The sequence below is a fragment of the Pseudomonas sp. RT6P73 genome (assembly GCF_054897715.1).
The window spans coordinates 1,349,722-1,363,674 of record NZ_JBUBUV010000002.1 but is presented as its reverse complement, the minus strand read 5'-3'; the positions used below and the strand labels follow the sequence as shown (position 1 = coordinate 1,363,674).

Annotated in this window: 11 protein-coding genes; 1 reads left to right on the top strand and 10 read right to left on the bottom strand. The window is 57.5% G+C overall.

What is annotated here, in order from left to right; genetic code table 11:
- Positions 1–290: 290 nt before the first annotated feature.
- The 9 genes from sucD to sdhC all read right to left on the bottom strand — a co-directional run bounded on the left by sucD (position 291) and on the right by sdhC (position 11,672).
- Positions 291–1,172 (bottom strand): succinate--CoA ligase subunit alpha, encoded by an 882-nt coding sequence (gene sucD, locus ACYZT6_RS06720; RefSeq protein ID WP_008148605.1) that lies wholly within the window; start codon positions 1,170–1,172, stop codon positions 291–293.
- Positions 1,172–2,338 carry an ADP-forming succinate--CoA ligase subunit beta gene (gene sucC / locus ACYZT6_RS06715; protein ID WP_008148602.1) on the bottom strand — a complete coding sequence of 389 codons (1,167 nt, stop codon included), beginning with the start codon at positions 2,336–2,338 and terminating at the stop codon, positions 1,172–1,174. The genes sucD and sucC overlap by 1 nt, the downstream gene beginning before the upstream one ends.
- Positions 2,339–2,534: 196 nt before the next feature.
- Entirely contained in the window at positions 2,535–3,971 is a 1,437-nt protein-coding gene (gene lpdA / locus ACYZT6_RS06710) for a dihydrolipoyl dehydrogenase (RefSeq protein WP_095130080.1), read from the bottom strand.
- Positions 3,972–4,077: 106 nt separating this feature from the next.
- The gene (gene odhB / locus ACYZT6_RS06705; protein WP_462026227.1) at positions 4,078–5,307 is read right to left on the bottom strand and encodes a 2-oxoglutarate dehydrogenase complex dihydrolipoyllysine-residue succinyltransferase; all 1,230 of its coding nucleotides are present in this window, start codon (positions 5,305–5,307) and stop codon (positions 4,078–4,080) included.
- A gap of 42 nt (positions 5,308–5,349) precedes the next feature.
- Positions 5,350–8,181: a 2-oxoglutarate dehydrogenase E1 component gene (locus ACYZT6_RS06700; RefSeq protein WP_462026226.1), complete on the bottom strand. Its 2,832-nt coding sequence runs from the start codon at positions 8,179–8,181 to the stop codon at positions 5,350–5,352.
- A gap of 259 nt (positions 8,182–8,440) precedes the next feature.
- Positions 8,441–9,145 (bottom strand): succinate dehydrogenase iron-sulfur subunit, encoded by a 705-nt coding sequence (locus ACYZT6_RS06695; RefSeq protein ID WP_462026225.1) that lies wholly within the window; start codon positions 9,143–9,145, stop codon positions 8,441–8,443.
- Between the two features lie 11 nt (positions 9,146–9,156).
- Entirely contained in the window at positions 9,157–10,932 is a 1,776-nt protein-coding gene (sdhA, locus tag ACYZT6_RS06690; RefSeq protein WP_008032662.1) for a succinate dehydrogenase flavoprotein subunit, read from the bottom strand.
- A 3-nt stretch (positions 10,933–10,935) separates the two neighbouring features.
- A complete protein-coding gene (gene sdhD / locus ACYZT6_RS06685; RefSeq protein ID WP_007945134.1) occupies positions 10,936–11,304 on the bottom strand; it encodes a succinate dehydrogenase, hydrophobic membrane anchor protein in 369 nt (122 codons plus the stop codon).
- Positions 11,298–11,672 carry a succinate dehydrogenase, cytochrome b556 subunit gene (sdhC, locus tag ACYZT6_RS06680; RefSeq protein WP_461957847.1) on the bottom strand — a complete coding sequence of 125 codons (375 nt, stop codon included), beginning with the start codon at positions 11,670–11,672 and terminating at the stop codon, positions 11,298–11,300. The genes sdhD and sdhC overlap by 7 nt, the downstream gene beginning before the upstream one ends.
- Before the next feature lie 363 nt (positions 11,673–12,035).
- Between sdhC and gltA the strand changes: the two genes are divergently transcribed.
- Positions 12,036–13,325 (top strand): citrate synthase, encoded by a 1,290-nt coding sequence (gene gltA / locus ACYZT6_RS06675; RefSeq protein WP_010456856.1) that lies wholly within the window; start codon positions 12,036–12,038, stop codon positions 13,323–13,325.
- 418 nt (positions 13,326–13,743) lie between these two features.
- Here gltA and ACYZT6_RS06670 read toward each other — a convergent pair whose 3' ends face one another.
- Positions 13,744–13,872 (bottom strand): hypothetical protein, encoded by a 129-nt coding sequence (locus ACYZT6_RS06670; RefSeq protein ID WP_462026224.1) that lies wholly within the window; start codon positions 13,870–13,872, stop codon positions 13,744–13,746.
- Positions 13,873–13,953 lie beyond the last annotated feature (81 nt).

The window sequence follows — 13,953 nt, the reverse complement described above, 5'->3', positions numbered from 1 at the left end:
AGCCTAACGAATTTGCCCGACAAACGCACTGTTAAGGGGCGATCTATCCGATACGCGACATTTCTGTGTCGCGTTTTTGCATGTTAATGGTTGTCGCCTGTAAGTAAGTCTTCGCGGGCAAGCCTCGCTCCTACGGGTTTATGGCGTATGGGTAAGGAGCGCTCGACACAAAGTCTGTAGGAGCGAGGCTTGCCCGCGAAGAGGCCCGCACGGCAAAAACAAACCCCGGAAACGACAAAGGCCACCCGAAGGTGGCCTTTGTTTGGTGAAGCGTCAGCTAAGCGCGAGGCTTATTTGATCGCCCAACCGGTCAGCTCGGACAAAGCCTTGCCGATGTCTGCCAGCGAACGCACGGTTTTAACGCCTGCGTCTTCCAGGGCAGCAAACTTCTCGTCTGCAGTGCCTTTGCCGCCAGAGATGATTGCGCCAGCATGGCCCATGCGCTTGCCCGCAGGGGCAGTCACACCAGCGATGTAGGAAACAACCGGCTTGGTCACGTGTGCCTTGATGTAGGCAGCCGCTTCTTCTTCAGCCGAACCGCCGATCTCGCCGATCATGACGATCGCTTCGGTCTTCGGGTCTTCCTGGAACAGCTTCAGGATGTCGATGAAGTTCGAACCCGGAATCGGGTCACCGCCGATGCCGACGCAAGTCGACTGACCGAAACCGGCGTCAGTGGTCTGCTTCACAGCTTCGTAGGTCAGGGTGCCGGAACGGGAAACGATACCGACCTTGCCTGGCAAGTGAATGTGACCTGGCATGATGCCGATCTTGCATTCGCCTGGAGTGATCACGCCTGGGCAGTTAGGACCGATCAGGACTACGCCCAGCTCGTCGCACTTGACCTTGGCATCCAGCATGTCCAGGGTAGGAATGCCTTCAGTGATGCAAACGATCAGCTTGATGCCGCCGAAAGCTGCTTCCAGGATCGAATCTTTGCAGAAAGGAGCCGGAACGTAGATCACGCTGGCGGTAGCGCCAGTGGCAGCTACAGCGTCTTTCACGGTGTTGAACACTGGCAGACCCAGGTGCTCGGTGCCGCCTTTGCCAGGAGTTACACCACCAACCATCTTGGTGCCGTATTCGATGGCTTGCTGGGTGTGGAAACTACCTTGCGAACCGGTAATACCCTGGCAGATAACTTTGGTGTCTTTATTGATCAGGACGCTCATTATTTGCCCTCCGCAGCTTTAACGACTTGTTGAGCAGCGTCGGTCAGGCTGGTAGCAGCGATGATGTTCAAACCGCTTTCTGCCAGTACTTTAGCGCCCAGCTCAGCGTTGTTGCCTTCAAGGCGAACAACAACCGGGATTTTCACGCCGACTTCTTTCACTGCACCGATGATGCCTTCGGCAATCATGTCGCAACGAACGATGCCGCCGAAGATGTTGACCAATACTGCAGCGACGTTAGTGTCGGACAGGATGATCTTGAACGCTTCGGTAACGCGTTCTTTGGTAGCACCGCCGCCCACGTCGAGGAAGTTGGCTGGTTTGCCGCCATGCAGGTTGACGATGTCCATGGTACCCATGGCCAGGCCAGCACCGTTGACCATGCAACCGATGTTGCCTTCCAGTGCTACGTAGTTCAGTTCGAACTTGGCAGCGTGCGCTTCGCGCGGATCGTCTTGCGACGGATCGTGGAAAGTCTTCAGCTTAGGCTGACGGTACATGGCGTTGGCGTCGATGTTGATCTTGGCGTCGAGGCAATGCAGATCGCCGTCAGCCTTGATCACCAGCGGGTTCACTTCCAGCAGAGCCAGGTCGTGATCCTTGAACAGCTTGGCCAGACCTACGAAGATCTTGGCGAACTGAGCAACTTGCTTGCCTTCCAGACCCAGCTGGAATGCCAGCTCGCGACCCTGGAATGGCTGAGCGCCCACCAGTGGATCGATAGTGGCTTTCAGAATTTTTTCTGGAGTGTCGTGAGCGATTTTCTCGATGTCCACGCCACCTTCGGTGGAAGCCATGAACACGATGCGACGGCTCGAACGGTCAACGACAGCGCCCAGGTACAGCTCTTTAGCGATATCAGTGCACGATTCAACCAGGATCTTGGTGACTGGCTGACCATTGGCATCAGTCTGGTAAGTCACCAGACGCTTGCCCAACCACTGTTGAGCGAATGCTTTGGCGTCTTCTTTGCTGCGAACCAGCTTGACGCCGCCCGCTTTACCGCGACCACCTGCGTGAACCTGGGCTTTGACAACCCACTCGGTCCCGCCGATTTTGTCGCACGCTTCTGCTGCTGCTTCCGGGGTGTCTACGGCGAAACCCTGGGATACTGGCAGGCCGTATTCAGCGAAGAGCTGCTTACCCTGATACTCGTGAAGATTCATGCTTATTACCGTCTTCGTTAGGTACTGCGCATTCGGTGCTGCACTTGTTCAAGTGCCGCACCACCTGTGACTGCTGCTCGCGTAGCCTTTCCGGTCAACCGGTGCAACTACGCGAGACTGCGTCCAGCGGATATTCCGCGGTGAGTCTTGCATGCAAGGCTCACGACGGGCCATTCCGCCGTGGTTTCTTATTGTCTTAACGCTTCTTGCGGTTGGCGATGTGAATGGCGCCGCCATTCACTGCCAGAGCTGCTTCGTGCAAGGCTTCAGACAGGGTCGGATGGGAGAAAACCATCATGCCCAAGTCTTCAGCGCTGGTGCCGAATTCCATACCTATTGCGCCCTGCTGAACCAGTTCTGCAGCGCTCGGGCCAATCACGTGGACGCCCAATACGCGGTCAGTCTTGGCATCGGCAATGACTTTCACGAAACCGCCGGTGTCGTTGGCTGCCATGGCACGGCCGCTGGCTGCGAACGGGAAGGTGCCAACGTTAACTTCAACGCCTTCAGCCTTCAAGACCTGCTCGGTTTTGCCGACCCACGCGATTTCCGGGTGAGTATAAATAACAGAAGGGATCAGGTCATAGTTGATTTGGGCTTTGTGGCCCTTGATGCGCTCAACCACCATGATGCCTTCTTCGGACGCCTTGTGCGCCAGCATCATGCCGCGAACCACGTCACCGATCGCGTAAACGCCCGGTACGCTGGTGGCGCACTGGTCATCAACGAATACGAAACCGCGCTCGTCGATGTTCACACCGCTGTCGGCAGCCAACAGTTCGGTGGTCACTGGACGGCGACCAACGGCAACGATCAGCTTGTCAAACGTGATGTTCTGTTCGCCATTGGCATCGGTGTAGTTCACGACAACTTCGTTGCCGTTCACTTTGGAACCGGTGACGCGAGCGCCCAGCTTGATGTCCAGACCTTGTTTGGTCAGGGTTTTGTAGGCTTCTTTAGAAACGGCGTCGTCAGCGGCTGGCAGGAACTTCTCCAGTGCTTCCAGGACAACCACTTCCGAACCCAGACGCGACCAGACCGAACCCAGTTCCAGACCGATCACGCCAGCGCCGATAACGCCCAGACGTTTTGGAACCGATTGGAATTCCAGCGCGCCGGTCGAATCGACGATCACGTTCTGGTCAACCGGAGCCGGTGGAATGTCGATCGGACGCGAGCCCGACGCCAGAATCACGTTCTCGGCTTCGATGATTTCAACGGTGCCGTCTGGCTTGGTCAGTTCAACTTTCTTGCCGGCCAGCAGTTTGCCGTGGCCTTGCAGGGAAGTGACGCCGTTAGCCTTGAACAGGGTGGCAACGCCAGAGGTCAGGCCTTTGACGATGTTGGCTTTACGGCCAACCATTGCTGCCACGTCCATGGTCACGCCAGCGTGATTGATACCGTGGATCGCGAAGCCTTCTTTGGCTTCCTTGTATTTCCAGGAGCTGTCCAGCAGCGCCTTGGATGGAATGCAGCCGACGTTCAGGCAAGTACCGCCGAGGGCCAGTTTGCCTTCCTTGTCGGTGTATTTCTCGATGCAGGCAGTGGAGAGGCCCAGTTGCGCTGCTTTAATGGCAGCCACGTAACCGCCAGGGCCCGCGCCAATCACTACCACGTCGAATTTCTGAGTCATAAAAAAGGTTCCCTTTTAGCAGCAAGCTTCAAGCCGCGAGCTGCAAGTTGAAGCCCATGCGCAGGCTTGCGCTTGGGGCTTGAAACTTGCAGCTTGCAGCTGCTTTTTAGATATCCAGCAGCAAACGAGCCGGGTCTTCCAGCAGGTTCTTGATGGTAACCAGGAAGGTCACAGCTTCTTTGCCATCGATCAGACGGTGATCGTAGGACAGCGCCAGGTACATCATCGGACGGATAACGACCTGACCGTTGATCGCCATAGGACGCTGCAGAATGTTGTGCATGCCCAGGATGGCCGCTTGCGGCGGGTTGACGATCGGGGTCGACATCATCGAACCGAAGGTACCACCGTTGGTGATGGTGAACGTGCCGCCGGTCATTTCGTCCATCGACAGTTTGCCGTCACGAGCCTTCTTGCCGAAGGTGGCGATGCCGCCTTCGATTTCAGCCAGGCTCATCAGTTCGGCGTTACGCAGAACCGGTACAACCAGGCCGCGGTCGCTGGAAACAGCTACACCAACGTCGGCATAGCCGTGGTAAACGATGTCGGCACCGTCGATCGACGCGTTGACAGCCGGGAAGCGTTTCAGCGCTTCGGTGGCCGCTTTCACGAAGAACGACATGAAGCCCAGGCGTACGCCGTTGTGGGACTTCTCGAACAGGTCCTTGTACTTCGAACGCAGGGCCATGACTTCGGTCATGTCGACTTCGTTGAAGGTGGTCAGCATCGCCATGTTCGACTGAGCTTCAACCAGGCGCTTGGCCACGGTAGCGCGAACGCGGGTCATCGGAACGCGCTTCTCGATGCGGTCGCCAGCGGCGAACACAGGAGCAGCGGCAGCCGGAGCAGCAGCCTTGGCAGGCGCAGCAGCCGGAGCGGCTTTCTTGGCAGCAACGGCTGCAACCACGTCTTCCTTGGTCACACGACCGCCTTTGCCAGTGCCGGCAACGGAAGCGATGTTGATACCGTTTTCTTCAGCCAGCTTGCGAGCAGCCGGTGCAGCAACAGGATCGTCTTCGCCTTCAGCGGCTGGAGCAGCAGCTTGTGCAGCCGCCGGAGCAGCGGCAGCAGCGGCAGCAGCTGGAGCAGCAGCAGCGCCGCCCGCTTCGATGGAGCCCAGGACTTCGTCGGACAGAACGGTGTCGCCTTCGTTCTTGACGATAGCGCCCAGCACGCCGTCAGCGGTGGCCAACACTTCCAGTACGACTTTGTCGGTTTCGATGTCGACGATCAGATCATCGCGCTTGACGGCGTCGCCCGGCTTTTTGTGCCAGGTGGCAACGGTGCCATCGGCAACCGATTCCGGGAAAGTGGGGGCTTTGATTTCGATAGCCATTATCTGTGAGTCCTTAAATTCGGTTTCAGGTGCGCGAAGGCGTTAAACAGTAAAGGCGTCTTGCAGCAGTTTTTCCTGCTGCTCAGCGTGCATCGATGCATAACCACAAGCAGGTGCAGCAGAAGCATCACGGCCGGCGTACTCGAGGACGAGCGCCTTGTTGTGATTGCCCACGATGCGGCGCATGTGATGCTGGCTGCAGTACCAGGCACCCTGGTTCATCGGCTCTTCCTGACACCAAACGATATGTTTGAGGTTGGTGTACGGAGCCAGGACTTCGTTCAAGTCGTCCTCAGGGAATGGGTACAGCTGCTCGATACGCACGATGGCGATGTCATCACGACCTTCGGCACGGCGTTTTTCCAGCAGGTCGTAGTAGACCTTGCCGCTACACAGAACAACGCGCTCGACCTTTTTCGGGTCCAGTGCATCGATTTCCGGGATAACGGTCTGGAACGAACCTTCGGCCAGATCTTCCAGGGTCGAGATGGCCAGCTTGTGACGCAGCAGCGACTTCGGAGTCAGAACGATCAATGGCTTGCGCAGCGGGCGAATCACCTGACGACGCAGCAAGTGGTAGATCTGAGCCGGCGTAGTCGGTACCGCCACCTGAATGTTGTGCTCGGCGCACAGCTGCAGGTAACGCTCCAGACGCGCCGACGAGTGCTCCGGCCCCTGACCTTCGTAACCGTGCGGCAGCAGCATGGTCAGACCGCAGAGACGGCCCCACTTGTGCTCGCCACTGGTGATGAACTGGTCGATAACCACCTGGGCACCGTTGGCGAAGTCGCCGAACTGGGCTTCCCAGATCACCAGCGCCTCAGGCGTGGTGGTCGAGTAACCGTATTCGAACGCCAGCACGGCTTCTTCGGACAGGAACGAATCGTACAGGTCGAAACGTGGCTGGCCCTTGTACAGGTTTTGCAGCGGGACGTAGGTACCCGCGTCTTTCTGGTTGTGCAGGACAGCGTGACGGTGCGAGAACGTACCGCGACCGATGTCCTGACCCGTCATGCGAATCGGGTGACCTTCGAACGCCAGGGTCGCGTACGCCATGGTTTCGGCGTAACCCCAGTTGATCGGCAGGCCGCCGGCTTGCATCTTCTGACGGTCTTCGTAGATTTTCGAGACCTGGCGCTGAACCACGAAGCCTTCCGGAATTTCCAGCAGCTTGGCGGACAGTTCCTGCAAGGTTTTCAGATCGAAACGCGTGTCGTGACGCGCGGTCCAGGCGTGGCCCAGGTACGGACGCCAGTCCACGAACAACTCTTTGTTCGGCTCTTTGACCAGGCTTTTTACAACATGCAGACCATTGTCCAGCGCGTTGCGGTATTCATCGACTTTCGCCTGAACACGCTCAACGTCCAGCACACCGCTCTGAGTCAGGCGATCGGCATACAGTTCACGGGTGGTGCGCTGTTTGGTGATCTGCTGATACATGATCGGCTGGGTGCCGCTTGGCTCGTCGGCCTCGTTGTGGCCACGACGACGGTAGCAGACCAGGTCGATCACCACGTCACGCTTGAACTGCATGCGGTAGTCGATGGCCAGCTGGGTCACGAACAATACGGCTTCCGGATCATCACCATTCACATGGAGGATCGGCGCCTGGATCATTTTCGCAACGTCGGTCGCGTACTCGGTGGAGCGCGAGTCCAGCGGGTTGCTGATGGTGAAACCAACCTGGTTGTTGATCACGATGTGCACGGTGCCGCCGGTCTTGAAACCGCGGGTCTGCGACATCTGGAAGGTTTCCATCACCACGCCCTGACCGGCGAATGCCGCGTCACCGTGGATGGAGATCGGCAGAACTTTCTCGCCGGTAGGGTCGTTACGACGATCCTGACGGGCGCGAACCGACCCCTCGACCACTGGAGATACGATTTCCAGGTGGGACGGGTTGAAGGCCATCGCGAGGTGAACTTCACCGCCGGTGGTCATGACGTTGGACGAGAAGCCCTGGTGATATTTAACGTCACCCGAACCCAGCTCGACCTTCTTCTTGCCTTCGAACTCGTCGAACAGCTCGCGCGGGTTCTTGCCGAAGGTGTTGACCAGCACGTTCAGACGGCCACGGTGGGCCATGCCGATAACGATTTCCTTGGTGCCGTAGGAACCGGAACGCTGGATCAACTCGTCGAGCATCGGAATCAGGCTCTCGCCGCCTTCCAGGCCGAAACGCTTGGTGCCCGGGTATTTGGTGCCCAGGTATTTTTCCAGGCCTTCACCGGCAGTAACGCGCTCAAGCAAGTGACTCTTGATGTCGGCGGAGTACGTCGGACGACCACGCACGCTTTCCAGACGCTGCTGGAACCACTGGCGCTGCTCGGAATCGGTGATGTGCGTAAATTCAGCGCCGATGGTGCGGCAATATGTCTGCTGCAACGCTTCGTGAATTTCGCGTAGGCTCGCCTCCTCTTTGCCGATGAACAGGTCGCCGGCACGGAAGGTCGTATCAAGATCGGCATTGGTCAAGCCGTAATGATTGATCGACAGGTCTGCAGGTGCAGGACGCTGCCACAGCCCCAGCGGGTCAAGCTGGGCTGCCTGGTGGCCACGCATACGGTAGGCCTGGATCAATCGCAGCACTTCAACTTGCTTCTTCTCGTGCTCACTGCTCACGCTCCCGGCGGAAACCGGTTGGGCGCGGCGCTGGTTCTTTGCCAGCAAGACGAAATGATCGCGAATTGTGGAGTGCGAAACATCGGTGGCAGTGTTGCCGTCAGCCGGCAACTTCTGGAAGTAGGTGCGCCACTCTTCTGGCACAGCGTTAGGGTCGTGCAGGTAGAGCTCGTAGAGCTCTTCCACATAGGCAGCGTTACTACCGGATAGGTAGGCGCTGTTCCACATGCGCTGCATCACGCTTTCTTGCATGCTTGGTCACCCTCGGTTAGGGGAACACCACCGGCGTCGACACCGAGCAAACTTGCAGAAGTCCGAATGCAGCGACTAAAACAAGCCACTTAGGATCACGCTGATAGTCCGGGTACCAGCCCGGATGCCCCTGCTTGTCTCATTTCTTCAAAATAAGAGCCGCAGCTTTATAAGCTGCTGCTCAGGTTAAAACTACGGCGCCGGTTGAAGCCTGCGCCGTAGCATCTACGGGTACAGCGGTCCTGCCTTTACAGCTGAATCACACGCCGCTTTGCAGCAGCATGTTACGTACGTGACCGATGGCCTTAGTCGGGTTCAGGCCTTTCGGACAGACGTTGACGCAGTTCATGATCCCGCGGCAGCGGAATACGCTGAACGGATCATCCAGCGAAGCCAGACGCTCGGCAGTCTTGGTGTCGCGGCTGTCTGCCAGGAAGCGGTACGCTTGCAGCAGAGCAGCTGGACCCAGGAACTTGTCCGGGTTCCACCAGAAGGACGGGCAAGAGGTCGAGCAGCAAGCGCACAGGATGCACTCGTACAGACCGTCGAGTTTTTCACGCTCTTCCGGGGTCTGCAGACGTTCGATGGCCGGAGCCGGCGTGTCGTTCTGCAGGTATGGCTTAACCTTCTCGTATTGCTTGTAGAAGATGCTCATATCGACGACCAGGTCACGGATAACCGGCAAACCTGGCAGCGGACGAACGATCAGCTTGTTACCTTTTACGACAGCGGACAGCGGTGTGACGCACGCCAGACCGTTTTTGCCGTTGATGTTCATGCCGTCGGAACCGCAAACACCTTCACGGCAAGAGCGACGATAGGAGAAACCTTCGTCCTGCTCTTTGATCAGGGCCAGCACGTCCAGCACCATCAGGTCTTTACCACCGGTATCGACCTGGAATTCCTGCATGAACGGCGCAGCGTCCTGATCAGGGTTGTAGCGATAAACACTGACTTGCAACATGGCGGCCACCCTTAATAAGTCCGAATCTTAGGTTCAAAAGTCGGAACAGTCTTCGGCGAGAAGTTCACAGCACGCTTGGTCACGCGCTTGTCACCCGGGAAGTACAGGGTGTGGCACAGCCAGTTTTCGTCGTCGCGATCTTCGTAGTCTTCACGGGCGTGAGCGCCGCGGGACTCTTTGCGGATCTCTGCAGCGATGGCGGTGGCTTCGGCCACTTCCAGCAGGTTCTGCAGTTCCAGGGCTTCGATTCGAGCGGTGTTGAACGCCTGGCTCTTGTCGTTGATCTTGACGTTGGCGATACGGCCACGCAGATCAGCCAGCTGAGCAATACCCTTCTGCATGTATTCGCCGGTACGGAATACACCGAAGTAGTTCTGCATGCAGCTTTGCAGCTCTTTACGCAGGGTGGCAACGTCTTCGCCTTCGGTACGCGAGTTCAGGCCATCGAGACGTGCCAGGGCAGCATCGATGTCGGACTGGCGAGGACGGGCGTAATCAACGCCTTCTTTCAGGGTCTGCTCCAGGAACAGACCGGCCGCACGGCCGAATACCACCAGGTCGAGCAGCGAGTTGCCGCCCAGACGGTTGGCACCGTGAACCGATACGCACGCCACTTCGCCCACTGCGAACAGACCAGGAATGATCTGGTCGACGCCGTCGGCGTCCTGGGTGATTGCCTGACCATGAATGTTGGTGGCAACGCCGCCCATCATATAGTGGCAGGTTGGAACGACCGGAATCGGCGCCACGGCTGGATCGACGTGGGCGAAAGTCTTGGACAGTTCCATGATGCCTGGCAGACGGCTGTGCAGAACTTCTTCACCGAGGTGATCGAGTTTCAGCATTACGTGGTCGCCATCCGGACCGCAACCGTTGCCGGCGATGATTTCTTTAACCATCGAGCGAGCAACAACGTCACGACCAGCCAGGTCTTTGGCGTTCGGAGCATAACGCTCCATGAAACGCTCGCCGTGCTTGTTGATCAGGTAACCGCCTTCACCGCGGCAGCCTTCAGTAACCAGTACACCAGCGCCGGCGATGCCGGTCGGGTGGAACTGCCACATTTCGATGTCTTGTACCGGCACGCCAGCACGCAGAGCCATGCCGACGCCGTCACCGGTGTTGATCAGGGCATTGGTGGTGGACGAGTAGATACGACCTGCACCGCCGGTCGCCAATACGGTGGCGTTAGCGCGGACGTAGGAAGTTTCGCCGGTTTCGATGCAGATGACGATCATGCCGACAAAGGCACCGTCTTCGTTCTTCACCAGGTCGACGCCGTAGTATTCGTTGAGGAATACGGTGCCGGCCTTGAGGTTAGCCTGGTACAAAGTGTGCAGCAGAGCATGACCGGTACGGTCGGCAGCGGCGCACGTACGTGCAGCCTGGCCACCTTTACCGAAGTCTTTCGACTGACCGCCGAACGGACGCTGATAAATGCGGCCCTGTTCGGTACGGGAGAACGGCAAGCCCATGTGCTCGAGTTCGAAAACCGCTTCCGGCCCTACGGAACACATGTATTCGATAGCGTCCTGGTCACCGATATAGTCGGAACCTTTGACGGTATCGTACATGTGCCAGCGCCAGTCATCGTTCGGATCTGCCGAAGCGATGGCGCAGGTGATGCCACCCTGGGCGGATACAGTGTGCGAACGAGTCGGGAAAACCTTGGTAACTACGGCAGTCTTGTGACCACCTTGTGCCAGCTGCAGCGCAGCGCGCATGCCAGCACCGCCGCCGCCAATGATGATGGCGTCGAACGAAAGCGTATTAACGGTAGTAGACATGAATCAGATACCCCAGAGAATCTGCACACCCCAGACGAAGTAAGCGAACATCGCAACGCCGCATACCGCCTGGAAAAGGAAACGTATTGCAGTCGCGGACTTGCCGAACGCCATTGGCGTCAGGTAGTCGGTCGCGATGGTCCACATGCCGACCCAGGCGTGAGCGCCGAGGGCAACGAGAGCCAGGAGACTGAAAATACGCATCCAGTTGCTTGCGAACAGTTCATGCCATTGGGCGTAGCCGATGCCTGGGTTGGCGACGACGTATCCGATCAGGAAAATGAAGTAAGCCGCGAGAACGACCGCAGACACACGTTGTGCCATCCAGTCATAGAGGCCCGAACGCGACAGGTTCGTGACGTTAGTTACCATATCCAAACTCCTGCCAGAACGATTACCACCACGGAAACGGCGATAACGATTTTCGAGCCCAGTTTGCCGCCTTCAAGCGACTCGCCGATGCCCATGTCCATGATCAAGTGGCGCACACCGGCAACCAGGTGATACAGCAAGGCGGACAGGATGCCCCATGTCACTAGCTTGGCTAGCGGACTGGTCAGACACGCTTTCACCTGGCCGAAGCCTTCTTCCGAGTCGAGCGACTTGTCCAATGCATAAAGCATGATGGCCAGGCTGACAAAGAGGATGATTCCGGAGATTCGGTGAAGAATGGACGTGTAAGCAGTGACTGGGAGTTTGATGGTCCTTAGGTCTAGGTTTACAGGTCGTTGGCTATTCACGGCTTTTTTTCACACTGAAGAGCCCCTAACAATCAGGGCAAAGTTGTTGGGGAGTGCACTGGTCAGGTACCCACCACCCAGGGAGTGCGACCCCCAATAAAGCAGGCCCAAAAGCCCCTGGCGGTCGGAGGCCGAGTATAGACAGTTAGGCTACTAATGACAACGCGTTCACCTTCCCCTAATAGCTCATTGCACAAGTTGGATAAAAGGCGTAAATGGCAGTCAATTTCGAGGAAAAAGTCCAGTTAAAGCCTTCTGGAGCAAGACTTTAGGCAAATTGACATTCGAATTTATCTCACTATAGTGGTGCGGGCCCTGCGTGGGGGGTCTGTCTGATGATTTCAAGCATAAATAGGAGGCCACATGGCTGACAAAAAAGCGCAGTTGATCATCGAGGGCGCAGCCCCCGTCGAGCTGCCCATTTTAACCGGCACCGTTGGTCCCGATGTTATCGACGTTCGGGGCCTGACGGCCACGGGCCGTTTCACCTTTGACCCTGGTTTCATGTCGACAGCTTCCTGCGAGTCGAAGATCACCTATATCGACGGCGACAACGGCATTCTGCTGCACCGCGGTTACCCGATCGAACAGCTGGCTGAAAAGTCGGACTACCTGGAAACCTGCTATCTGCTGCTCAACGGCGAATTGCCGACCGCAGAACAGAAGGCCCAGTTCGTCAGCACCGTAAAGAACCACACCATGGTTCACGAGCAGCTGAAGACCTTCTTCAACGGCTTCCGTCGCGACGCCCACCCAATGGCCGTCATGTGCGGCGTAGTCGGCGCCCTCTCGGCCTTCTACCACGACTCCCTGGACATCAATAACCCGCAGCATCGCGAAATTTCCGCGATCCGCCTGGTTGCCAAGATGCCGACCCTGGCAGCGATGGTTTACAAGTACTCCATGGGCCAACCCATGATGTACCCGCGCAACGACCTGACGTACGCGGAAAACTTCCTGCACATGATGTTCAACACCCCGTGCGAGATCAAACCGATCAGCCCGGTACTCGCCAAGGCCATGGACCGGATCTTCATCCTCCATGCCGACCACGAGCAGAACGCATCGACGTCCACCGTACGCCTGGCCGGTTCTTCGGGTGCCAACCCGTTCGCCTGTATCGCCGCCGGCATCGCTGCACTGTGGGGCCCTGCCCACGGCGGCGCGAACGAAGCTGTTCTGACCATGCTCGATGAAATTGGCGATGTTTCGAACATCGACAAGTACATCGCCAAGGCCAAGGACAAGAACGATCCGTTCAAACTGATGGGCTTCGGTCACCGGGTTTACAAAAACCGCGACCCACGCGCTACCGTCATGAAGCAGACTTGCGACGAAGTACTGAAGGAACTGGGCATCAAGCACGACAAGCAACTCGAACTGGCCATGCGCCTGGAAGAGATCGCCCTGACCGACCCGTACTTCATCGAACGCTCGCTGTACCCGAACGTCGACTTCTACTCGGGGATCATCCTCAAGGCGATCGGCATTCCAACCAGCATGTTCACCGTGATCTTCGCCCTGGCGCGGACTGTCGGCTGGATCTCCCACTGGAAAGAAATGCTCTCCAGCCCGTACAAGATTGGCCGTCCGCGCCAGTTGTACACCGGCTACGAGTCGCGTGACATTACCAAGCTGGAAGACCGCAAATAAGACCTGTCTTGCGATAACGTCTTAAGTTTTACCGGGAACGGCCTCTATTTATATAGAGGCCGTTTTTGTTTGTGTGGCCTTTGAAGTCTCAGCGGCCTGAGGGCCGACTGGGTTTTTGGGATTTGGGATTTGTGTACATATCCGTTTCTGCGGTAACGGCGGCTGGCGGTTTCGCTCTTACAGCGAGTCCCTTTTTCAAACGCCAAAAAGGAACCAAAAGGCTTCGCCCCGGCGTACGGCGCCTCGCTGAGGCTCCGCGTTCCCTCGCTACGGTGTCCATCAGGGGGCATCGCCTACGGTCTGCTTCGCGACGACCTCCTCTCGATGTGTGCGGCTTCGCCGCACGGCGCTACGCGCCTAACCCCCTGATGAACACCTACGCTCGGCCTGCCGAAGGGGCGAGAGATCAAGATCAACGTCAAAAGCCAAAGCCAAAGCCAAAGCCAAAGCCAAAGTCAAAGCCAAAGCCAAAGCCAAAGCCAAAGCCAAAGCCAAAGCCAAAGCCAAAGCCAAAGCCAAAGCCAAAGCCAAAGCCAAAGCCAAGCATCCTCACACCCAAGGAGCGAGCCTGCTCGCGATGGCGGTACTTCGATCAACATTGCTTTGCCTGACACACCGCCATCGCGAG

Excerpts from the sequence above, each read along its gene's own strand:
- sucD (WP_008148605.1), bottom strand. The coding sequence starts at position 1,172 with ATGAGCGTCCTGATCAATAAAGACACCAAAGTTATCTGCCAGGGTATT.
- sucC (WP_008148602.1), bottom strand. The coding sequence starts at position 2,338 with ATGAATCTTCACGAGTATCAGGGTAAGCAGCTCTTCGCTGAATACGGC.
- lpdA (WP_095130080.1), bottom strand. The coding sequence starts at position 3,971 with ATGACTCAGAAATTCGACGTGGTAGTGATTGGCGCGGGCCCTGGCGGT.
- odhB (WP_462026227.1), bottom strand. The coding sequence starts at position 5,307 with ATGGCTATCGAAATCAAAGCCCCCACTTTCCCGGAATCGGTTGCCGAT.
- ACYZT6_RS06700 (WP_462026226.1), bottom strand. The coding sequence starts at position 8,181 with ATGCAAGAAAGCGTGATGCAGCGCATGTGGAACAGCGCCTACCTATCC.
- ACYZT6_RS06695 (WP_462026225.1), bottom strand. The coding sequence starts at position 9,145 with ATGTTGCAAGTCAGTGTTTATCGCTACAACCCTGATCAGGACGCTGCG.
- sdhA (WP_008032662.1), bottom strand. The coding sequence starts at position 10,932 with ATGTCTACTACCGTTAATACGCTTTCGTTCGACGCCATCATCATTGGC.
- sdhD (WP_007945134.1), bottom strand. The coding sequence starts at position 11,304 with ATGGTAACTAACGTCACGAACCTGTCGCGTTCGGGCCTCTATGACTGG.
- gltA (WP_010456856.1), top strand. The coding sequence starts at position 12,036 with ATGGCTGACAAAAAAGCGCAGTTGATCATCGAGGGCGCAGCCCCCGTC.
- ACYZT6_RS06670 (WP_462026224.1), bottom strand. The coding sequence starts at position 13,872 with ATGCTTGGCTTTGGCTTTGGCTTTGGCTTTGGCTTTGGCTTTGGCTTT.